18 protein-coding genes are annotated in these 21,945 nt (G+C 38.7%); 8 read left to right on the forward strand and 10 right to left on the reverse strand.

All coding sequences use genetic code 11. The features are described 5' to 3' along the window. Positions 1–165: 165 nt before the first annotated feature. Positions 166–582 carry an OsmC family protein gene (locus FFJ24_RS13585; protein WP_138822000.1) on the reverse strand — a complete coding sequence of 139 codons (417 nt, stop codon included), beginning with the start codon at positions 580–582 and terminating at the stop codon, positions 166–168. Between the two features lie 72 nt (positions 583–654). Next, entirely contained in the window at positions 655–1,458 is an 804-nt protein-coding gene (gene ispE / locus FFJ24_RS13590; RefSeq protein ID WP_138822001.1) for a 4-(cytidine 5'-diphospho)-2-C-methyl-D-erythritol kinase, read from the reverse strand. A 262-nt stretch (positions 1,459–1,720) separates the two neighbouring features. Between ispE and FFJ24_RS13595 the strand changes: the two genes are divergently transcribed. From FFJ24_RS13595 to FFJ24_RS13620, 6 genes are all read left to right on the forward strand, one after another. Beyond that, entirely contained in the window at positions 1,721–2,515 is a 795-nt protein-coding gene (locus FFJ24_RS13595) for a thymidylate synthase (RefSeq protein WP_138822002.1), read from the forward strand. A 105-nt stretch (positions 2,516–2,620) separates the two neighbouring features. Next, positions 2,621–2,980, forward strand: a complete 360-nt coding sequence (locus tag FFJ24_RS13600; protein ID WP_138822003.1) for a four helix bundle protein — start codon at positions 2,621–2,623, stop codon at positions 2,978–2,980. A gap of 88 nt (positions 2,981–3,068) precedes the next feature. Next, positions 3,069–3,578 (forward strand): dihydrofolate reductase, encoded by a 510-nt coding sequence (locus tag FFJ24_RS13605; protein ID WP_138822004.1) that lies wholly within the window; start codon positions 3,069–3,071, stop codon positions 3,576–3,578. Positions 3,579–4,084: 506 nt separating this feature from the next. Beyond that, complete coding sequence (secDF, locus tag FFJ24_RS13610; RefSeq protein ID WP_138822005.1) at positions 4,085–7,066, forward strand: protein translocase subunit SecDF; 2,982 nt, start codon at positions 4,085–4,087, stop codon at positions 7,064–7,066. Between the two features lie 375 nt (positions 7,067–7,441). After that, complete coding sequence (locus tag FFJ24_RS13615; protein ID WP_138822006.1) at positions 7,442–8,776, forward strand: NAD(P)/FAD-dependent oxidoreductase; 1,335 nt, start codon at positions 7,442–7,444, stop codon at positions 8,774–8,776. 147 nt (positions 8,777–8,923) lie between these two features. Next, positions 8,924–9,784, forward strand: a complete 861-nt coding sequence (locus FFJ24_RS13620) for a hydroxymethylglutaryl-CoA lyase (protein WP_138822007.1) — start codon at positions 8,924–8,926, stop codon at positions 9,782–9,784. Positions 9,785–9,922: 138 nt separating this feature from the next. Here the strand turns inward: FFJ24_RS13620 and FFJ24_RS13625 are convergent, their stop codons facing one another. From FFJ24_RS13625 to fbaA, 3 genes are all read right to left on the reverse strand, one after another. Further along, positions 9,923–10,345 (reverse strand): GNAT family N-acetyltransferase, encoded by a 423-nt coding sequence (locus FFJ24_RS13625; protein ID WP_138822008.1) that lies wholly within the window; start codon positions 10,343–10,345, stop codon positions 9,923–9,925. Then, positions 10,320–10,826: a low affinity iron permease family protein gene (locus tag FFJ24_RS13630; RefSeq protein WP_138822009.1), complete on the reverse strand. Its 507-nt coding sequence runs from the start codon at positions 10,824–10,826 to the stop codon at positions 10,320–10,322. Before FFJ24_RS13630 ends, FFJ24_RS13625 begins: the two co-directional genes overlap by 26 nt. Positions 10,827–10,965: 139 nt before the next feature. Then, entirely contained in the window at positions 10,966–12,045 is a 1,080-nt protein-coding gene (fbaA, locus tag FFJ24_RS13635; protein ID WP_057933454.1) for a class II fructose-bisphosphate aldolase, read from the reverse strand. A gap of 287 nt (positions 12,046–12,332) precedes the next feature. Here fbaA and accD point away from each other — a divergent pair, with 287 nt between their 5' ends. Next, positions 12,333–13,178: an acetyl-CoA carboxylase, carboxyltransferase subunit beta gene (gene accD / locus FFJ24_RS13640; protein ID WP_121286775.1), complete on the forward strand. Its 846-nt coding sequence runs from the start codon at positions 12,333–12,335 to the stop codon at positions 13,176–13,178. A gap of 639 nt (positions 13,179–13,817) precedes the next feature. Beyond that, on the forward strand, positions 13,818–15,365 hold the full coding sequence (locus FFJ24_RS13645) for a M20/M25/M40 family metallo-hydrolase (protein ID WP_138822010.1): 1,548 nt from the start codon (positions 13,818–13,820) through the stop codon (positions 15,363–15,365). 365 nt (positions 15,366–15,730) lie between these two features. On the opposite strand, the gene FFJ24_RS13650 is transcribed toward FFJ24_RS13645, so the two are convergent. From FFJ24_RS13650 to FFJ24_RS13670, 5 genes are all read right to left on the reverse strand, one after another. Then, the gene (locus FFJ24_RS13650; protein WP_138822011.1) at positions 15,731–16,735 is read right to left on the reverse strand and encodes a cytochrome d ubiquinol oxidase subunit II; all 1,005 of its coding nucleotides are present in this window, start codon (positions 16,733–16,735) and stop codon (positions 15,731–15,733) included. A gap of 108 nt (positions 16,736–16,843) precedes the next feature. Beyond that, entirely contained in the window at positions 16,844–18,163 is a 1,320-nt protein-coding gene (locus tag FFJ24_RS13655; RefSeq protein WP_138822012.1) for a cytochrome ubiquinol oxidase subunit I, read from the reverse strand. 304 nt (positions 18,164–18,467) lie between these two features. After that, positions 18,468–19,367, reverse strand: coding sequence for an MBL fold metallo-hydrolase (locus FFJ24_RS13660; protein ID WP_138822013.1), 900 nt, complete (start codon positions 19,365–19,367; stop codon positions 18,468–18,470). Between the two features lie 73 nt (positions 19,368–19,440). Continuing rightward, entirely contained in the window at positions 19,441–19,644 is a 204-nt protein-coding gene (locus FFJ24_RS13665) for a hypothetical protein (protein WP_025143865.1), read from the reverse strand. 1,149 nt (positions 19,645–20,793) lie between these two features. Then, positions 20,794–21,942, reverse strand: coding sequence for a cysteine desulfurase family protein (locus FFJ24_RS13670; protein WP_138822014.1), 1,149 nt, complete (start codon positions 21,940–21,942; stop codon positions 20,794–20,796). Positions 21,943–21,945: the final 3 nt, after the last annotated feature.

The following is a 21,945-nucleotide window of genomic DNA, read 5'->3' on the forward strand; positions in this document are numbered from 1 at the left end:
TATCAAGATTTTAGTATCAAGACAGGGGGATTGAGATTGGAGTATTGAGTATCAAGTATCAAGATGTGGTGTGAGAATAAAGTCGTCATCATAAATTTTAAGATTTGCTTCTCGATACTTGCTACTTGTTACTTTATACTTCTCTACTTTATCCCCCCTACCTTGTTAATTGTTTATTTTGTAAGTAAAATTAATCGTTGCTGATCGGCCTAAAATATTAGATACCGAGCAATATTTATCGAAAGTCATGGCTAATGCACGCTCAACTTTTTGAATGCTTAAATCGCCGAATAAATCGAAATGTATATCGATGACATCAAAAATCGGCGGCATTTCTTCTTCCTTACGTGTAGCGTTGATGGCAATTTTAATGTCGTTTAATGGTTCTTTTTGCTTAGTAAGTACGTTTACCATATCTATACCACTGCAACCTCCCAAACCAATTAAAAGCATTTCCATCGGCCTGAAACCTTTTCCCTCGCCACCAATGGCAGCTTTTGCATCCAACTCTACAGTAAAACCGCTCTCATTTTCTGCTTCAAAATTAAATTTACCGCTCTTGCGGACTAGATTTATGTTCATATTAATAGTTCGAGTATTGAGTATCAGGTATCAAGACTTTAAGCCTTCTACCTTCCAACCCTCTACCTTAATTTAAATGTTATAAAATACTAAGTTGTTTTCTTCCAGTTCGGGCAATTTAACCGGATGGGTAAAAATTGCAAAAACCGACGAACCGCTACCACTCATTAAAGCGAATGTTGCGCCTGCACCGTATAAACTGGTTTTTATTTGACGAATTTGGGGATACTTTGCGAAGACCGATAGTTCGAAATCGTTGATAACCTTATTTTCCCATGTTGTTGGACACAAATGTATAATTTCTTTTAACGATTGCAAAGGTTTTTGCGGTTTTACATGTGCATAAGCATCGGCCGTACTTACATGTACAGGCGGTTTTACCAAAACTTTAAACCAGGCTGACAAATCTACTTCGCACTTTTCAAATTCATCACCTTTATTAAATGCATAAACAGGTTTGTTTTCGATAAAGAAAGCACAGTCGGCACCTAACTGACGAGCATAACCTTCCATTTTATCAACAGACATTTCCAAACTGAATTTATCATTCAGCAGTCTGATCAGAAAAGCACAATCTGCTGATCCTCCACCCAAGCCTGCACCAACCGGAATGTTTTTCAGCAAATTGATCTGCTGTGGGGGAATATCATAATCCTTTTTCACTAACTGATATGCTTTAAAACAAAGGTTATCGTTTGCATCGCCGGGAATATCGATGCCGTGAATTTTGCAAGAGGTTGCCTCTGCGTCAGTAATTTCGACCGCATCCTTAATATTGATCGGATAAAAAACGGTTTCAAGGTTGTGGTAACCATCAGCACGTTTTTCGGTGATATTTAAGCCTAAGTTTATTTTTGCGTTGGGAAAAGATAGCATACAGATTTGAGATTTGAGATTTGAGATTTGAGATTCCCCTCAAAGCCAAATACATTCATGGTGCAAACATACAAACAAGTCATGAATTTTGAATACCCGTAGGTTCCGCCTTCACGCCCGGACTACATACAAGGATTAATGCAACCAATGTTAACAATTACCCAGTGTGTATAAAAATGATTTACAACACCTGATAAATTTTAGATATTTGTAGTTAATTAATTATTTACAATTTAAAAGCCCCTTAAGGGGTTTGGGGTGTATGAAACAATATTTAGATTTAATGCAGCATGTGCTTGATCATGGCGCTCAAAAGCACGACCGTACCGGCACCGGAACAATAAGTGTTTTTGGCTATCAGATGCGTTTTAACCTGCAAGAGGGTTTTCCAATGGTAACCACAAAGAAACTGCATTTAAAATCTATTATTCACGAACTGATATGGTTTTTAACGGGTGATACCAACATTAAATACCTAAAAGATAACGGTGTACGCATCTGGGACGAATGGGCTGATGAAAACGGTAACCTCGGACCGGTTTATGGCTCGCAATGGAGAAGCTGGCCAACACCAGATGGGCAGCACATTGACCAAATCACCAATATCATCAACACGATCAAAAATAATCCCGATTCGCGCAGAATCATTGTTTCAGCATGGAATGTTGCCGAAATAGAAAATATGGCCTTGCCTCCTTGTCATGCTTTTTTTCAGTTCTACGTGGCAGATGGGAAGTTAAGTTGCCAATTATATCAGCGAAGCGCCGACATTTTCCTTGGAGTACCTTTTAATATTGCATCTTATGCATTACTCACTATAATGGTGGCACAGGTTTGCGGTCTTGAAGCCGGAGATTTCATCCACACCCTTGGCGATGCCCATTTATACAACAACCATATCGAGCAGGCTAACCTGCAATTAAGTCGTGAACCAAAACCGCTGCCAACCATGAAAATCAATCCAGAGGTAAAAAGCATTTTTGATTTTAAATTTGAGGATTTTACATTGGAGAACTACGAAGCGCATCCGCATATTAAAGGTATTGTTGCGGTGTAACATTTGTTCACTGGTCATTAGCCATTAGTTCATTTGTTTGGACGCAGAATTGAATGGCCGGTTTTAAATCATCCCGAAATATAAATTCACTTAAATTAAAAAAGAATGAATTATAAATTAGAGGATTTAGAAGTCTATAATTTGTCAGAGATAATTTCAGATAAAATCTGGAATATTGTCATGGGATGGGAATATTTCGCTAAAGATACTATTGGGAAGCAATTATGCAGAGCAGCAGATTCCATTAGTGCAAATATTGCTGAAGGATATGGGAGGTATCATTTCAAAGAAAACAAAATTTTTTGCTATTATAGCCGAGGCTCAATTTCAGAAGTAAAATCATTTCTTAGGAAATCAAAAAATAGAAATTTAATATCCGAAGATTCCTATTCAGAACTTTATACCGAATTGCAAACCATCCATTTAAAGCTGAATGCTTACATAAAATATATTGGGAAAATTTAAACAAGTCTTAACTTGTCAGCGCATGCTGGGATAATACTTAGAAATTATGCCTAATGCACTTTGCAGACACTAATAAACAAATGAACTAATGACTAATGAACCAGAAAGCCCTTCGCTTTCAATAGCTGTAGCTGTAGGCGAGAACTTCGCAATAGGCAAAAACAACCAGCTTTTATGGCACATGCCAGCCGATTTAAAGTTTTTTAAACAAACTACTTCGGGGCATACAGTTGTAATGGGCCGCAAAACGTTCGATTCTGTAGGCAGGCCACTTCCGAACCGCAGGAACATTGTAATTACCAGAGACACCACGCTAAAAATTGAAGGCGTTGAAGTGGTAAATAGCTTAGATGAAGCTTTAGCAATCACCAAAACAGAAGAAAAACCAGTATTTGTTGTTGGCGGAGCGGAGATCTACAGACAGGCATTGCCTAAAACACAGAAGCTTTATTTAACTACCATTCATCATAACTTTGACGCAGATACTTTTTTCCCGGAAATAGACCGGAAAGAATGGAAAGTGATTAGCAGTGAACCCCACAGGGCAGACGAAAAAAACAAGTACGATTATACTTTTGAGGTTTTAGAAAGGATTTAACTCAATTTAACCGCAAAGAACACTGAGAACTTCGCAAAGAACGCAAAGCATCTTATTTACAAGTTATCCTACGCGAATAGATACCTCTACCCCTGCCAGCTAAACCCGATGGCAGTGAACATGGAGCGCAGCGAAATAAAACGGACAGCGGGACTATCAGAACCAAAGAAACACAGGTATTGCTTTTCAATAAAAGATCTATCATTTATCTTTACGCTAAGAACCCACGTATGAAAAGATGCTTCGTATCTTAGCATGATAGAAGAAAAAGAGTAAAACATTAGTGGGATGGACAAAGCCCAGAAGCTGCTATAATTGCTTTCCAATCAATGTCAACCTAAATTCAGGAGTATGAAATGAATCAATGGATTGATTCTTCTATGATTATTGCCCCATAAAAATTAATGTTAATAAATTATCAATTAAGGGGTTCTATAATTTAAAAATTTAATTAGATTTGCCGACTTGTTAAAAAACAGCGAAAGACAAATTATTTTAAACAAACAATGCAAGGAAAAGGTTTTATTAAGTTTATAGCGATAGTATTGGCTATCGTTTGTGCGTATGCACTTTCTTTTACGTTGGTAGCATCCAAGGTGGAAAAAGACGCAAAAAACGCTGCGAAGGGTGATTTAGCCAAAGAAAAGGCTTACTTAGATTCGATGAGTACCGTAAAAGTTTATCCAGTAGTTGGATTTACTTACCAAGAGGTAAAAGCGAAAGAGATTAATTTGGGTCTGGACTTAAAAGGCGGAATGAACGTAACGATGGAGATATCGTTGGCGGAGTTGGTAAAATCATTAGCGGGTAACCCTACTGATGCGAACTTCAATAAAGCAATCCAAAACGCACAAATCCAATTAAATGCCGGTGGTAAAGATTACATCAAAATTTTTGTTGATGAATTCGAAAAATTAAGCCCTGGAGTAAAACTAGCAGATTATTTTTCTAACCAGGATAATGCATCTCAGTTAAAACCTAGCGCAAGTAATAGCGATGTTGAATCTTTCTTAGAAAAAGAAGCAACCAGTGCTATCGATCGTTCATTTACAGTTTTACGTTCTCGTATTGATGGTTTTGGAGTAGTTAGTCCGAACATGCAAAAACAAGAAGGCAGTAACCGTATCTTAATCGAAATGCCAGGCGTACAAGATAAAGAGCGTATTGCTAAACTTTTACAGGGTTCTGCCGAATTACAGTTCTGGCAGGTATACCAGGTACAAGAAGTTGCACCCCTACTCGAAAACATTAATAAAATTTTAGCGGCAACATTAAAAGCTGATGCTCCAGCTGCTAAAGATACAACGGCTGCTCCGGCTGCTGGTGGTAAATTAGCTGGTTTGGAAAAAGCTGCAGCTAAAGACACTACAGCTAAAGGTGGCAAACTTGCTGGCTTAGGTAAAAAAGATTCGAGTGCAGTTAAAGCCGAACTGATTAAATCTAATCCATTGTATGCTGTTCTTAACCTACCGATTTATCAAGGCGAAAACGGACAACAACAATTAATGCCTGGTGCAGTTGTTGGTATGTCGTTACAAAAAGATACTGCAAAAGTTAATGCTTATTTAAAACTTCCTGAAGTTGCTGCATCTATTCCATCTACGATGAAATTTATGTGGAGTGTTAAACCTAGAGAAGGTTCGAAAATTTTCGAATTATATGCAATCAAAGTTGTTAGTGCCGATGGTAAACCAGATTTAGGTGGTGAGGCAATCAGCGATTCGCGTGCAGATTTTGACCAAAAAGGTAAACCAGAGGTAACCATGTACATGACCAGTGAAGGTTCTGCGAAATGGAAAAAAATTACTGCTGAAGCTGCTGCTGATCCAAACAACAAAAAATCTATTGCCATTGTATTAGATAACCAGGTTTATTCTGCTCCTACTGTTCAGAATGAAATTGCTGGTGGTGTTTCTTCAATCACGGGTAACTTTACCCAGGCAGATACTAAAGATTTATCAAACATCTTAAAAGCTGGTAAATTGCCTGCTCCTGCGCGTATAGCAGGTAGCTACGTAGTTGGTCCAACTTTAGGTGCACAAGCTATTCACGATGGTTTAATCTCATTCGTAATTGCCTTTATCGTAATCTTAATCTTCATGGCGCTGTATTATCACCGTGCAGGTTGGGTTGCAAACTTTGCATTGTTAATCAACTTATTCTTCATCATTGGTATCCTGGTATCACTTGGCGCAGTGTTAACCTTACCTGGTATTGCTGGTATCGTATTAACCATTGGTTTATCGGTAGATGCAAACATCCTTATCTTTGAGCGTGTACGTGAGGAGCTTGCGCATGGCAAAAACACGGCTACTGCAATTAAAGAAGGTTTTAAACATGCAATGCCGTCGATTATTGACTCAAACGTAACCTTATTCATTTTAGGAGCTATCCTTTACGTTTTCGGTAGCGGACCGGTTCAAGGTTTTGCCACTACCTTGTGTATCGGTATCCTTTCATCATTATTTGCTGCTGTAGCCATTTCGAGAGTAGTTTTCGAATCGTTGTTAAACCGCAAAATCGAGGTAAGTTTCGATAATAGCTTAACCCGTAATGCATTTAAAAACTTAGCCTTCAACTTTGTTGGCCGTCGTAAAATCTATTACATTATCTCTACCATCATTATTGTTGCCGGTATTGGTATGTACTTCAAAAATGGCGGTTTAAACTTAGGTGTAGATTTTAAAGGGGGTAGAACTTATTTGGTTCACTTCGATAAAGCAGTTAACACTGAAGATTTAAAAGCTAAGTTAAACCCGGTTTTCGGTAACGAAACGCCAGAGGTTAAAACTGCAGGTGAAGATAGTCAGGTAAAAATTACCACTACTTTCCACATCGAAGATCAGGACATTAAAACCGATAAAGTTGTAGAAGATGCGTTAAATAAAGGTTTAGCTGGATCCAAATATGAAATCGTAAGCTCACAAAAGGTAACGCCGATTATTGCAAGCGATATCGTAAACGGTGCTTTCTATGCAGTATTGATCTCGTGTTTATTCATGTTTATCTACATCGTTGTACGATTCAAAAAATGGCAGTATGGTTTAGGTGCGGTAATCGCCTTATTCCACGACGTTTTAATGGTATTATCTTTCTATACTATTTTAGATGGTATTATGCCATTCTCATTAGAAATTGGTCAGGATTTTATCGCAGCAATTTTAACGGTAATGGGTTACACCATGACAGAGACAGTTGTTGTATTTGACCGTATCCGTGAGAAATTAAAAGAATCAGGTAAAGAAGATTTACATGGTGAAGCGCGTAACAACTTAATTAACTTCGCATTGAACAGCACATTAAGTCGTACCATTTTAACCTCATTAACCGTATTCTTCGTGTTATTGGTAATCTTTATTTTCGGAGGCGATAGCATCCGCGGGTTTATCTTCGCATTGCTGATTGGCCGTATCATTGGTACATACTCATCATTATGTATTTCTACTCCTATCGTAATTGATTTGGGTAGTTCAGCCGAGAAAAAATAAGATCCAAAAACCTTAAAATATATAAGCGCTTCGATTTTATCGGGGCGCTTTTTTTATGCCAAACCTCGCAGGTTTTAAAAACCTGCGAGGTTTAAAAGACAAAAAACATAAAGTTTTTCATTTATTTTGAAAAGCAAATCCTGTGGTTCTTCGGTTTCGACAGTCCTGCTGTGCGTTTTATCCCGATGAAGGATCGGGATGTTCACTACCATCAGGTTTAGTTAACTTAAAACAGTGCTAAGAAACCATTAAAATCCCGCTTCGTCATACCAGCGTTATATCTGCTTTTTTAAGCTAGAATAACTGTCAAAACCTCATCTTTTAAACCTTTTGGCTATCTTTTTGTTAAATTAGCAATAGATAAACCGATACAGAATGGATTTACAACTTCCTAAAAGCGAATACCCCAGGGTAGTGATTGTTGGCGGCGGATTTGGTGGGATAGAGTTAGCTAAACGTTTAAAAAATAAGCCTTTTCAGGTAGTGATGCTCGATAAGCATAACTACCATACTTTTCAACCTTTACTTTATCAGGTAGCTACAGGAGGTCTTGAAGCAGACTCTATCGCTTTTCCTCTACGCAAGATTTTTAAAGGACAAAAGAACCTCATTTTCCGGGTGACCAAAGTTACGGAAGTAAATGCTGCCGAAAACTGTTTACAAACTGACATAGGTAGAATCAATTACGATTATCTGGTTATCGCCACAGGTTCTACCAGTAATTTTTTTGGCAATAAAGAAATTGAAGCCAATTCGATGCCGATGAAATCCATCCCAGAGGCGCTGGATTTGAGAAGTCTGATCTTACAGAATTTCGAAAAATCGCTGATCGAAAAAGATGCAGATAAAAAAAGTGCTTTATTAAACTTTGTTGTAGTTGGCGGTGGTCCGACAGGCGTTGAAACCTCAGGTGCCATTGCAGAGCTTAAAAGGCATGTAATTCCTAACGATTATCCGGAAATGGATTTGAGTAGGGTGAACATCTACCTAATCGAAAATTCACCAGAATTATTGGGCGTAATGTCGCCACAGGCACAGAAAAAAGCTAAAGATTTCCTTACCGATATGGGCGTTCAGATTATGAATGAAACCAGGGTACTAGGTTACGACGGACATACCCTCACATTGCAGGACAAAGCACCAATTTTAAGTTCAACCGTAATCTGGAGTGCTGGTGTTAAGGGTGAGGTTTTAAGTGGTTTAGATAAAGCTGAAGTGGTGAGAGGCGGCAGATTAAAAACAGATACCCAAAATTTAATAGTAGGCTATCAGAATATTTATGCCATTGGCGATGTAGCTGCTATTATTGACGAAGAAACACCTAATGGTCACCCGGGAGTAGCACCAGCAGCCATCCAACAGGGGCATCATCTGGCCAAAAACCTGATCAATATCAAGGAAAATAAACCTGTAGAGAAATTTAAATATTTCGATAAGGGCTCAATGGCTACAGTAGGTAGAAACAAAGCCGTTGTAGATATTGGCAAAATCCGTTTCCAGGGAGTTTTTGCATGGTTTACCTGGATGTTTGTGCACTTAATGACCTTAGTAGGTTTCAGAAATAAAATAATTGTTTTCGTAAACTGGGTTTGGAGTTACTTCAGCTACGATCGGGGAACCCGCTTAATTATCAGAACTTTTGCTAAAGATCGAAGTGTGGATTATAGAAACGAGGTACCAGCCGTAAAAGAAGAAGTTAAGGTGTCTTAGTCTTTAGTCTTTAGTCTTTAGTCTTTAGTCTTTAGTCTTTAGTCTTTAGTCTTTAGTCTTTAAGGTAACTTTGACGATAAAAAATTGTTTCCTTTTTCTTCTTTTCTTTGCGAAAAACTTTGCGCATTTTGCGGTTAAACCAAAACCATGAGCCAAAATAAATTCAAATTAGTAGAATGCCCGCGCGATGCCATGCAGGGATTACACGATTTTGTTCCTACTGCGCTTAAAGCCGAATATTTAAATCTTTTGCTTCAGGTGGGTTTTGATACCCTTGATTTTGGCAGTTTTGTTTCACCTAAAGCCATTCCACAAATGGCCGATACCGCCGAAGTTTTAGCACAGCTTGATCTAAGTAACACCGCAACCCAACTCTTGGCCATTGTAGCCAATTTAAGGGGTGTAGAAGACGCTGTTAAACACAAAACGGTTAATTACCTTGGTTTTCCTTTTTCGATCTCTGAGACCTTCCAGCAGCGTAATACCAATTCGAGTATCTCACAATCACTAAATACGGTCGAAGAAATGCTTTCACTTTGTGCTAAAAACAACAAAAAAGCGGTTGTTTATTTGTCTATGGGCTTTGGAAACCCTTATGGCGATGTATGGGATTATGAAATTGTAGAAAAGTGGGCAGATGTTTTGGTGAGCAAAGGTGTCCAAATTTTATCTTTAGCAGATACCGTTGGTGTTTCTACACCTGAAAAAATTGAAAGCATATTGCCTAAACTGATCACGAGGTTTAACCATACAGAAATTGGGATTCATTTGCACTCCACTCCTGCTGAACGGTTTGAAAAGATAGAAGCTGCATATCGTTCCGGTGTTAAACGTATAGATTCGGCACTAAAAGGTTTTGGAGGCTGTCCAATGGCTGCTGATGATCTCACAGGCAACATTGCCACGGAAGATGTGATCAGTTTTCTTCATAATAAAGGAGAAAAATTAAATCTGGATATGGATAAATGGAATAAGGCAATAATGTTATCGGGGAAGATATTTGGGTAGGTTCCTTTTAACTCCCGGGGTCGTCATTTCGAGCGGAGTGAAACGCAGTCGAGAAATCTATATCAAAAGATTTCTCCATTTCGCTGCGCTTCAGTCGAAATGACGATATTTCTATGCCGTGCCTCAGTGCTAATTGGATCAGACCTTCTTCACCATTTTAAAATGCTGTATGCCAGCTTCCTCAAATTGCTCACCTTCAGCTACAAAACCAAATTTAGCATACAAGCTCATGGCATCTAATTGTGAGTTTAAGTATATATAGTGTGCATCTTCAGGCAGGTCAGATAAAGCTTCAGCAATTAGTGCCCGGCCAACTCCTTGTCCTCTAAAATCCTTTAAAACCGCAAAACGTTCCAGCTTATAACCAGCATCTGTTTTACGCCATCTGCAGGCACCGCAAGGTTGTCCGTTGCTGGTAGCCAGAAAATGTGTTGATTCATCTTCATGCTCCCACTCCAGCTCTGGCGGACAATTCTGTTCGTCTACAAATACAATTTTACGGATAGCAAATACTTTATCTAAATCTTCTGGATGATTAACTTTTTGAACGTGCAGACTCATTATCGTGGTGTTTAAAGTGTTTATTCGATTTTAATTTCAATTCATTTAGCTCTTTCGCTACATCTATCGAATGTGAGCAATGAATATCGGCCTCTTTTTTGGCAAGTGTAGCAATCGTAACGTAAAATTTATGTAACTGATCCAGTTCCTTTTCACTCAGGTCTTCAATATCTACCATCCGGTTACTTGCCCCCTGTTGTGCTGCAATCAGTTCATTCAGTTTTAACTGAATGGCCTTACCATCTTTATTCTGCGCTTTCTGAATCAGGAAAACCATTAAAAACGTAATAATTGTTGTGCCTGTATTAATCACCAACTGCCAGGTTTCAGAATAATTAAACAGAGGGCCGGTTACTGCCCAAATAATTACAATAGCGGTTGCCGCAATAAATGCAACAGAACTACCGGTAAACTTGGTTGCCGCATTGGCAAATTTCTCGAAAAAATTATTTCTTTTGGTATCGTTTTTAGATTTTGCCATTACAATTTGTTTGATTAAATATACCATAAAACAAACAAAAGCGCCATAAGTTTTTAAACCCATGGCGCTTTTGCTTAATTATTGAATGATTGATTTTTGAATGATTGAATGAAAATCCAATCTTCTAAACCAACCGAACTTACAACTTATCGTTAACGTTGATACAGTTCAGATCTTCGAAAGCGGCAGTTAAACGCTTTACGAAAGTTTCTTCACCTTTACGTAACCAAACGCGTGGGTCGTAATATTTTTTATTTGGTTTATCATCGCCATCAGGGTTACCAATCTGGCCTTGAAGATAAGCTTCATTCTTTTTGTAATATTCTAAAATACCTTCCCAAAATGCCCATTGCATGTCAGTATCGATATTCATTTTAATTGCACCATAAGAAATTGCCTCTCTGATTTCTTCCTGAGTAGAACCAGAACCACCGTGAAATACGAAATTGATCGGTTTCTCTGCAGTTAAACTGAATTTTTCTTTGATGAAATCCTGAGAGTTCTTCAAAATTACCGGTTGCAATTTTACGTTACCTGGTTTATAAACACCGTGTACGTTACCAAAAGCAGCAGCAACAGTAAAACGAGGAGAAACTTTGCTCAATTCTTCATAAGCATAAGCCACTTCGCTAGGCTGGGTATATAATTTAGAACTGTCAACATCACTATTGTCAACACCATCTTCTTCACCGCCGGTAACACCAAGCTCAATTTCGATGGTCATGTTCATTTTCGCCATGCGCGCTAAGTATTTAGCAGAAATTTCCATGTTTTCTTCGATCGATTCTTCCGATAAATCCAACATGTGTGATGAAAACAAAGGTTTTCCGGTCTCAGCAAAGAATTTTTCACCGTGGTCTAAAAGTCCATCAATCCAAGGCAATAATTTTTTAGCGGCGTGGTCGGTATGTAAAACCACGGCAACACCATAATGCTCTGCCAATAAATGTACATGTTTAGCAGCCGATACAGCGCCTAAAATACATGCTTGCAATTTCTCATTATCTAATGATTTACCAGCATAAAACTGCGCACCTCCGTTAGACAATTGAATCATAACAGGCGAATTTACTGCCTTAGCAGTTTCCAATACCGCATTAACCGTATTGGTACCGGTTACGTTTACTGCTGGTAAAGCAAACTGATGTTTTTTAGCCTGCTCAAACAATTCTTGAACGGCATCTCCGTAAATTACGCCTTTGTAGCCTTTTAAACTCATTTCTTGTTAATTTTATTAAGTCCGAAGTTATAAAAAAAAATAACATTCCAAGCTTTTGTAACAACAGAATTATTTGCCTAATAGCAAAATAAAGCCTATTTAGTGTAAAAAACACATTATCCTTAGTGTAAAAAAGACACACTTCTAGAAATAATCAAATCACAATGATCAATTATCAAACCTTACTAAACGCCAAGTAGGTTTGATAATTGTGATTTGATCATTGGTAATTCTTTATCTTAATTTTATTTTTCGTTTCTTTGCAATCCAATTCTTCAAAAAATTATATGGCTTGGTTTAAAAGAGAGAATAAAGGTATCATTACCACAACAGAAGAGAAAAAAGAAGCACCAGATGGTTTGTGGAATAAATGTCCAAATTGTAAGAAACCGCTACATCAGGCAGAACTTCAGGAAAACAAATACGTTTGTCATTACTGTAATTACCACCTGAGAGTAGGCTCAAAAGAATATTTTGAGGTCTTATTTGATAATAACGAATTTAAAGAGCTGTTCCCTAACTTAACATCAGGCGACCCTTTAAACTTCAACGACAACAAACCTTATACCGATAGAATTAAAGAAAGTCAGGCTAAAACCGGCTTAAAAGATGCTATCCGGGCAGGTGTTGGTAAAATTGAAGGTCAGGATCTTGTTATTGCCTGTATGGATTTCGCTTTCATCGGCGGCTCAATGGGTTCGGTTGTGGGTGAGAAAATTGCACGTTCAATCGATTATAGCATCAAACATAAAGTTCCATTTTTGATGATTTCTAAATCAGGTGGTGCACGGATGATGGAAGCTGCATTCTCATTAATGCAAATGGCTAAAACTTCAGCTAAACTGGCTTTATTAGGTCAGGCTAAAGTTCCATACATCTCTCTATTAACCGATCCAACTACAGGCGGCGTAACGGCCTCTTATGCCATGCTCGGCGATATCAACATTGCCGAACCAGGCGCTTTGATCGGTTTTGCCGGTCCGAGGGTAATTAAAGAAACCATTAAAAAAGATTTACCAAAAGGTTTCCAAACTTCAGAATTCGTTCTGGAACATGGTTTCCTTGATTTTATTGTAGATAGAAGAGCCATGAAAGCTAAATTGGGCGCTTTTATCAAAATGATGAATAACTAGTCTGGTTCAATAGTTCATTGGTCATTTGTTCATTAGTACAAGTTGCCTAGTAAACAAATAAACTATAATAAGAAAATCAGGGCTTGAAGAACTTCGGTTAATTCAGTCCTGCTTTTTGCTTCAAGTCCTCGTTACACTCCGGTTTTTCCGCGGCAATCAGGTTTAGTTTACATGGGCCAGTGGTTCTTTTGAGGAGTACTCCCACCCAAAGCGTTAAACCACCCTGCCCTGCGGGCACCCCTCCAATAGATGGGAATAAAAAACGCCACAAATTTTTCTTAGTTTTCGTTTAACCAAACTAAAAAATCAGCAAATTATTAGAATCAGATTATACAAATGGTATGGCTCTGCAGCACTAGCTGAGTATTTGCCTTTTCATGATAAGATCCAGAAGAGTATTTTTTAAGGTTTGTTTGCCACGGAATCACTGAAGGCACGGAGAAGTTAACATAGTGAGGTCAAATGTTACCACCTGACCTTTTGGCTTTGTTAACCATTAAGATCAGCTATTGTCAGTTGGTAATAACTGACTCCACAGTGGGCTGCTGATACCAACTCCTGCAACATTTCCATTAACATACCACAATCCTACTCCTCATTTCATAAATTAGTGCATCAAATAATCAACCCTAACTAATTATGAATAAAAAACTACTATTTTCTGCACTATTCCTTTGCGCTTCGGCGAGTGTTTTTGCACAAGACAAAAAAATAATCGAAAATATTGTTAAAGAAGTAAATGAAAACTCTCAATTAGAGAAACTCGCGCACGAATTGCTTGATGTTGTTGGTCCGCGTTTGGTTGGTTCGCCACAAATGAAACAGGCCAATGATTGGGCAGTTAAAAAATACAGTGATTGGGGCATCTCTGCCAAAAATGAAAAATGGGGCGAATGGGCAGGCTGGGAAAGAGGCATTACCCATATCGATCTGGTAAGTCCACGGGTACGCACTTTAGAAGGTACACAATTGGCCTGGAGCCCATCGACCAATGGTAAAGCCATTAATGCAGAAGCGATTATCCTTCCAGAAATTACTGATTCGGTATCTTTTCAGAAATGGTTACCCAATGTAAAAGGTAAAATTGTTTTAATTTCCATGAACCAACTTTCTGGCCGACCAGAAAAAAACTGGGAAGAATTTGCCACAAAAGACCTTTTTGAAAAGTTTAAAAAAGAAAAAGCTGATGCTACCAAAGCATGGGCAGCAAGTCTAACTAAAACAGGCCTAACTACTAAAACACTTCCCGTAGCTTTAGAAAATGCAGGTGCAGTAGCTGTGGTAATCAATAACTGGTCGCAGGGTTTTGGTGTAGATAAAATTTTTGGTGCAAATACCACAAAAGTACCAACTTTGGATTTATCAGTTGAAGATTACGGTTTAGTTTACCGTTTGGCCTTAAATGGCAACAAGCCTAAGCTTAAAATCGAGGCAAATTCGAAGAAATTAGGCGCTGTACCTACTTTTAATACCATCGCTGAAATTAAAGGCACACAAAAGCCAAATGAATATGTGATGCTTTCGGCACACTTCGATTCGTGGGATGGCGCAAGCGGCGCTACGGATAATGGCTCAGGAACAATTTTGATGATGGAAGCCATGCGCATTCTAAAGAAAATTTATCCTAATCCAAAACGCACTATTTTGGTTGGCCATTGGGGGAGTGAAGAACAGGGTTTAAATGGTTCAAGGGCTTTTGTAGAAGATCATCCGGAGATTGTGAATAACCTTCAGGCTTTGTTTAACCAGGATAACGGAACAGGTCGTGTGGTTAACATTGGCGGACAAGGATTTGCTAAATCAAAGGATTACATTACCCGTTGGCTGGCAGCAGTACCGGATACGATTAAAAACCAGATCAAAACCAGTTTCCCGGGAACACCGGGTGCAGGTGGGTCAGATTTCGCGTCATTTGTAGCTGCCGGAGCATTGGGTTATTCGTTAAGTTCTACGAGTTGGGATTATGGAACATATACATGGCACACCAACCGTGATAGTTACGACAAATTGGTTTTCGATGAGATCAGAAGCAATGTGCTTCTGGCCGCCATCATGGTTTATATGGCTTGTGAAGATCCAGAAAAAACTTCAAATGAAAAAGCAACCGATCTACCTGTAAACGAGCGTACCGGCAAACCAGCAATCTGGCCAGTACAAACTAAATCGAACAGAAAAGGTGGGTTGTAGGTAAGAATTTTGAATTGATTTGTAAAGAGGCTGTCTCAAAAGTCTCTTTTTCAAAAGTTGTGCAAAATAAAATTTGTCTCAAATCTTTAATAAGACGAAAAAGGGCAATTTTCTAAATTGAAAATTGCCCTTTTTACATTCGAGTCTGACCATTTTTGGTATTCTGCCAAATTAAATTCCGAGAAGGCTGTCTTGTTTTTATTTTTGAGACAGCCTCTTTTTGTCACCTCGGATCGTCATTTCAAGCGGAGTACAACGCAGTCTAGAACCACTGAGTGCTCAGCGAAGCTAAATCTATCGAGATAGATTTCTCCATTCCACTGCGTTCCAGTCGAAATGACGACGTTTTTGATTGACATCAATGCCTACTCCTCTTTCTTCTGAAACTTATAAAACAAATACCCTAGAAAAGGTAATATCAGAACACTTCCTAGTAAAAGGGCTAAACCCAAACTGTAAATGGTTTTTTCTGGTCCAGCGGTTTCCAATAGCGAGATTGCGTCTCCGCTTTTTAAACGGATAAAATTAGGGAAATGGGCATAACTAATCGCCAGAAGGATCATCGTTACCTGGAAGCCTGCTAAAACGCGTAAAATCTTGGTTTTGCCTTTAATCAACAAGTACCATAATAAAATAAGCGATAAACTCGCCAGAACAATGGCCGATAAGCCCACATTACTCTTGAAAACCCAATCGATCAATGGAATTTTATCGCGTTGTGCGGCAATAAATACCATGGCACCAAAAACTACCGCAGCGATATTCATAAATTCGGCTTTTTTAATAAAGCGGCGTTTATCATGATATTCATCCGTTTCACCAATAAGATAGATCGCTGCCAGAAAACCACAAAGCGCCACTGTAAAGAAACCTACAGCGATTGAAAACCAATTTAACCAGCCCGATATATAGGCCGTATAAAAATCAGTCGCCTGTGTATCGATATGGCCAGAAATTAAGCTTCCGGCAATGATGCCTAAGAATAAAGCGGTAACAAAGCTCGAATACCTGAAAATGCGGTTGTACAGCCACTGCATATCATCTTTTACAGCATCATAATGGCGGAATACAAAGGCAGTACCACGGGCAATAATCCCGATGAGCATAATGGCCAAAGGGATATGCAGGTAAACCGACATGGTGGTATAAATATGTGGGAAACCCACAAAGAGGATCACAATAGCAATAATCAGCCACATGTGGTTGGCTTCCCAAACCGGACCAATGGCCTGGTACATGGTCTTACGGGTTTTACTTCTGTTTTTTGTTGAAGTAAACAACTCGATAATCCCAGCCCCAAAATCGGCCCCACCCAATAAAAAGTAGAGCAGAATGGCCATGCATAAAAATGTAATTACCACATCTTTCATAATTTATTTTTTTGCCACAGATTTATACAGATGAATACAGATTTCAAAGAAGTTAAGCAACATACATCAAAATTTTTATCCGTGTTCATCCTTTTTATCTGTGGTTAATTAATTCGTTTCAGATTTATTATAGAGCACAGGTACCATTTTAATCTGTCGGTAAAGTAAAAACGTTACGATAATGCTTAGCGACACATAGATTGCCGAAAAGATGTAAAATGAGTAAGCAATACCTGGCATGGGCGTAACCGCATCCTTAGTACGCATAAGGCCATAAATAATCCATGGCTGCCTGCCAACCTCTGTAACGACCCACCCCGCCTCTAAAGCGAGATAACCAAGCGGAATGGCGAAGACGAACAGCTTTAGTAGCCAACGATTTTCGGTTAAAGGTTTCTTTTTAAAAAGGATAACGAAATAGGTTAAGGCTACCAAAAGCAGTAAGGTACCGATGCCTACCATAATCTGGAAAGCGTAATGGGTTATAGCGACTGGTGGATGTTCATTTTCCGGGATCTGATCCAGGCCCTTAACTTCGGCTTTAAAATCGCCATGTGCTAAAAAACTTAAAGCGCCTGGAATTTTGATCGCACCTTTTACCGTTTTATCTTTCTCGTTTACGATACCACCGATCAAAAGCGGAGCAGGTTTCTCGGTTTTATACAATGCTTCCATAGCAGCTAGCTTTGCAGGTTGACGTTTGGCTACGTCTTTTGCAGAGATATCGCCACTTAATGGCTGTAACAAAGCAGCAATGCAGGCAAATACAGCCGCTATTTTAAAGGCTTTTAAATGAAAATATGCATTTCTGTTTCGTAGGATCATTAAAGCATGTACACCAGCCACAGCAAAACCTGTAGCGGTAAATGCAGCCAAACACATGTGTAAAGCCTGACTAAACCAAGCTTTATTAAACATGGCCTGTATAGGATCGATGTTGAGGTATTTTCCGTTTACAAAATCAAAACCCGCCGGACTGTTCATCCAGGCATTGGCAGCAACCACCAATATCCCTGAGGCCAGTCCGCTCACCCCTACTACCATTCCTGTAAACCAGTGGAACCACTTATTCAATTTATTCCAACCGTAAAGAAAAAAACCAAGGGCAATAGCTTCAATAAAAAAAGCTGTTCCTTCCAATGAAAAAGGCATTCCGAAGATGGGTCCGGCATGATCCATAAATTTTGGCCAAAGTAAACCCAATTCGAACGATAACATAGTACCCGATACGGCTCCTGTGGCAAAAAAGATAGCTACCCCTTTACTCCAGGCTTTGGTGAGGTTTTTATATACCTCGTCGTTTGTTTTAAGCCATTTGTAGTGCGAAACGGCCATAAAGAAAGGCATCACCATGCCGATACAGGAAAAAATAATGTGAAAGCCTAATGATAAGGCCATTTGGGAACGGGCTGCTATAAAATCATCCATGGGCTGTAGATTTTGAATGGTAACAAATATAGTTGTTAATGATTAAAGCCTATGGTAATTCAATGACGTTGAAAGGATTATTTTAAATATAGAACGTTTATAAATTGAAAATAGATTTGGAGGGCTGTATTAAAAAAACGATAAATTTTTAGCCACAGATGAGCACAGAAGGATATCGTCGTTTCAAGCGAAGTGCAACGCAGTCGAGAACCCGAAGGCTCTGCGAAGCAAAATCTGTCAAGACAGATCTCTCCATTCCGCTGCGCTTCAGTCAAGATGACGACTTTTCTTATGGAATATGAGATTAAACTCCCTTCAATTCATCATAAGCAGCGGTTAGACTTCTTTCAATACCTTCTCCCTTCCATTCAGGTGCATTTGGGATTGTAGTCGTTTTTAAAATATCTTCTTTGCTTTTACCTGCTTTAATTTCGCCGCCCACAAAAGTCAAGAGGCTTTGGAGGTAATTTTGATAAGCTTTAACGTCGGTTTTATTTCCGGTTACTTTTTCCGGATCAAGGCTATGTCCCCAGATAAATAAGGTATCGTTATCAAACTGGTTCTGGATCTTATCTAAAGCAGTAATCCAGTTGCCAATATGTGCACCATTTTCTCTATCAATATATGGAAATTTTCGATTGAAAACCAGATCGCCTACATGTACAATATTGGCATTTTCGAAATGATAAACGGCATCGCCATTGGTATGCCCTGAACCGTAATAATAAGCTTTAATATTTTCATTGCCCACTTTCGCACTCCATTTTGTACCGAAAGTGGTATCAGGCAAAAGCTGTTTATCTAAATTATTTGCTTTCTCAGCACCTCTTTTCTGGTTTACCAGCGAATTTTGGTGTGCAACCACTTTTTCGGCCAATCCTTTAAAAGAAACATTTCCGGCCGTATGATCGCCATGGTGATGCGTGTTGATCAAATATTTGAAAGGCTTTTCACCCAGTTTTCTCAACTCATCGATTACATGTGGTGCCGTAGTTGGGAACTGTGCATCTACCACCACAAAACCATTGCCCGAATTTAACCAGCCAATGGTTCCGCCCTGCTCGGTAAATATACCCACATCATTACGAAGCGGTTTAAAATCATAAGCACGCAACAACTCTTGCTGCGCAAAAACATCCGTTTTATAAATTGAAAGCAGGGCCATGGCCAATGCCGAATTTTTGATAAAATTTCTTCTTTCCATTTTGAGATTAAGCTAAAAAACCACAGCAAATGCTGTGGCTTAAATTTAATAATTTAGATGCTGAAATAACAAATTATATACCCGAACCCGGTGTAGTACCTGGCTCATGCCCAGGACCAAAGGAATTATTCTTACGGTCTTTATCTTTGTTAAACAGATTGGTTGTTACTTTCGATGATTTATTTTCATCTAAAGTTCTATCTTCTTTAATATCTTCTGCGGTTTTATCCAGTAAATCGTTCTCAACAACTTTACCTTTTTCTTTATTCGTTTCCATAGTAATTGTAAATTGATATACTATAGGAACAACCTAAAAATAAGATTGTTTTTAATAGTTGTTTTTGGAATGGGTTTTAGTAAAAGAAAAATCTTATGGTTAGTGAGCCACCAATTAAACAGTTGAGTTTCATAGATTCTAATAATAACGATGGCCATCTCAACTGAAACTGTGAAATTGAGAGATCTGTCAAGCAGATTTTGCTTCGCAGAGCCTTCGGGTTCTCGGCTACGTTGCACCCGATAGCTAGCTATCGGGTCCGCTCGAAAATGACGATGCGGATGGAACTTCGCTACCAATTACGACGTCTCCTGTTAAGATTTTACAACATTGCCCCAGGCAATTTCCCCAACTCATGGATAGATCCGAAAGAATGAAACCTCCTTTTATGAATTTTATTAAAATGGTTTGAAGATTCGAAAGAAAACGGATTGAAAATAAATTTGTAAATGTGTTTCCTTTCTTCGTTTAATTTTTCTTCCTGTTTTGCGTTTTCCAGATTTTGAGTGTTGCGGTTAGTTTCCATGAAGATATAGATTATTGAAAACCTATCGGGGCTTTCAGGGTTAACAATTTTAATACTTAATAAAAGCTTTTTTAAATTTGCTTAACCTTATACCATGGGTGTTTGATAAGGTTTCGTTCTGGAACTACATTAAAATGGCGTGGATTGCCTTATGTTTAATTAAATTTAAGCTTAATTTTTGATTTTTGCAAATTATTTTTTTGGGAGTTAAATGTTATTGCGCTAAAATCTAAAGGGCATTTTTTGGAAATCAGTTGCAGTAGTACCTGGGAAGATACGGTCCTGCTCTTTACTTTACTCCGCTACGCTCCATGTTCGTTCCGATCAGGTTTATTGGCACAGCCAGCAATACTATCTGGGGTTACAGAGCGTAGAGAATTTGTTTTTAAAATGAATTCGTCTTTGCATCATCCAGCCTTAAATAGCAGCACCAGCTTAATGGAGCTAAACCTGATTGAAGCGGATACCGGCCAAGTGCTTAAGGCCTGCAGGCGTATGAGCGAAAAGCAGGACGAACATTAAAATGAAATGCCACGTTTGCTTTCCAAAAAAATCAGCTGTTTTTTTGCCCACAAAAAAAGTCCCGATTTTCACCGGGACGCTCCTATTTGGTTAATGATATTTTAAGCTAAAGCATTCTGCTTCACTACCATTTTAACTTTTTCGATTACGTAATCCAAATCCTCTTTAGTGGTGTATTTACTAAAAGAAAAACGCACTGAAGGACGGTTTGGATCGGCATTGATACCATTTAGCACATGCGAGCCAATGTTTGAACCTGAAGAACAGGCACTACCGCCTGAAGCGCAGATACCATTGATATCCAAATTGAACAATAACATATCGGCCATGTCCATTTCAGGGAAAGAAACATTTAATACCGTATATAAACTTTTATCGGCATCGGTTTCGCCATTAAAGCCAATACCTGGGATTTCGGCAATTAACTGTGCTTTCAAATAATCTTTTAAGCCCTGAATGTATGATTGATGCTGATCCATTTCTGAATAAGCAATTTCTAAGGCTTTAGCTAAACCTACAATACCATATACATTTTCGGTACCGCCACGCATGTTGCGTTCCTGTGAACCACCGTAAATCATTGGTGGGATTTTAATATTGCTGTTTACGTATAAAAAACCAACGCCTTTAGGTCCGTGAAGTTTATGTGCAGCACACACAATAAAATGTGCTTTAAGCTCGCGTACATTGTGTGGATAATGGCCCATAGTCTGAACGGTATCGGCATGGTAAATAGCATTGTATTTCTCGCAGATATCGCCCACTTTAACCATATCGGTTAGTGTACCCAATTCATTATTGGCATGCATCAATGAAACAAAAGTACGCTCGTTATTCTGGAGCAGTTCTTCTAAATGGTTATAATCGATATTCCCTTTTTCATCAATATTAACGAAACTTAATTTATCGATCTCGCCATTTTTAAGCATCGTATTTAAGGTATGCTCAACCGCATGGTGCTCTATTTTTGAAGTGATGGCATGTTTAATGCCAAAAGCTGAAATTCCGCAACGGATAGCTGTATTATCGGCCTCTGTACCTCCGGAAGTAAAAAATATCTCAGATGGAGATGCATTTAACAGACCTGAAACGGTTTTACGGGCTTTCTCCACGAGTGTTCTCACCTCACGGCCAAGTGCATGAATGGCAGATGGGTTACCAAAGTAATTTTCCATCACGTTTGTCATTTCTGCGATTACTGCTGCATCTAAAGGCGTTGTTGCCGCATTATCTAAATAGACCCTTTTCATTTC

It is taken from the genome of Pedobacter sp. KBS0701 (assembly GCF_005938645.2).
GTDB lineage: Bacteria > Bacteroidota > Bacteroidia > Sphingobacteriales > Sphingobacteriaceae > Pedobacter.

What these genes read in the sequence shown, in the direction of transcription:
- secDF (WP_138822005.1), top strand. Translation starts at nt 4,085, where the DNA reads ATGCAAGGAAAAGGTTTTATTAAGTTTATAGCGATAGTATTGGCTATC.
- FFJ24_RS13655 (WP_138822012.1), bottom strand. Translation starts at nt 18,163, where the DNA reads ATGGATGATTTTATAGCAGCCCGTTCCCAAATGGCCTTATCATTAGGC.
- FFJ24_RS13620 (WP_138822007.1), top strand. Translation starts at nt 8,924, where the DNA reads ATGAGCCAAAATAAATTCAAATTAGTAGAATGCCCGCGCGATGCCATG.
- FFJ24_RS13625 (WP_138822008.1), bottom strand. Translation starts at nt 10,345, where the DNA reads ATGAGTCTGCACGTTCAAAAAGTTAATCATCCAGAAGATTTAGATAAA.
- FFJ24_RS13600 (WP_138822003.1), top strand. Translation starts at nt 2,621, where the DNA reads ATGAATTATAAATTAGAGGATTTAGAAGTCTATAATTTGTCAGAGATA.
- FFJ24_RS13585 (WP_138822000.1), bottom strand. Translation starts at nt 582, where the DNA reads ATGAACATAAATCTAGTCCGCAAGAGCGGTAAATTTAATTTTGAAGCA.
- FFJ24_RS13595 (WP_138822002.1), top strand. Translation starts at nt 1,721, where the DNA reads ATGAAACAATATTTAGATTTAATGCAGCATGTGCTTGATCATGGCGCT.
- FFJ24_RS13605 (WP_138822004.1), top strand. Translation starts at nt 3,069, where the DNA reads ATGACTAATGAACCAGAAAGCCCTTCGCTTTCAATAGCTGTAGCTGTA.
- accD (WP_121286775.1), top strand. Translation starts at nt 12,333, where the DNA reads ATGGCTTGGTTTAAAAGAGAGAATAAAGGTATCATTACCACAACAGAA.
- FFJ24_RS13645 (WP_138822010.1), top strand. Translation starts at nt 13,818, where the DNA reads ATGAATAAAAAACTACTATTTTCTGCACTATTCCTTTGCGCTTCGGCG.
- FFJ24_RS13660 (WP_138822013.1), bottom strand. Translation starts at nt 19,367, where the DNA reads ATGGAAAGAAGAAATTTTATCAAAAATTCGGCATTGGCCATGGCCCTG.
- FFJ24_RS13650 (WP_138822011.1), bottom strand. Translation starts at nt 16,735, where the DNA reads ATGAAAGATGTGGTAATTACATTTTTATGCATGGCCATTCTGCTCTAC.
- ispE (WP_138822001.1), bottom strand. Translation starts at nt 1,458, where the DNA reads ATGCTATCTTTTCCCAACGCAAAAATAAACTTAGGCTTAAATATCACC.
- fbaA (WP_057933454.1), bottom strand. Translation starts at nt 12,045, where the DNA reads ATGAGTTTAAAAGGCTACAAAGGCGTAATTTACGGAGATGCCGTTCAA.
- FFJ24_RS13665 (WP_025143865.1), bottom strand. Translation starts at nt 19,644, where the DNA reads ATGGAAACGAATAAAGAAAAAGGTAAAGTTGTTGAGAACGATTTACTG.
- FFJ24_RS13615 (WP_138822006.1), top strand. Translation starts at nt 7,442, where the DNA reads ATGGATTTACAACTTCCTAAAAGCGAATACCCCAGGGTAGTGATTGTT.
- FFJ24_RS13670 (WP_138822014.1), bottom strand. Translation starts at nt 21,942, where the DNA reads ATGAAAAGGGTCTATTTAGATAATGCGGCAACAACGCCTTTAGATGCA.
- FFJ24_RS13630 (WP_138822009.1), bottom strand. Translation starts at nt 10,826, where the DNA reads ATGGCAAAATCTAAAAACGATACCAAAAGAAATAATTTTTTCGAGAAA.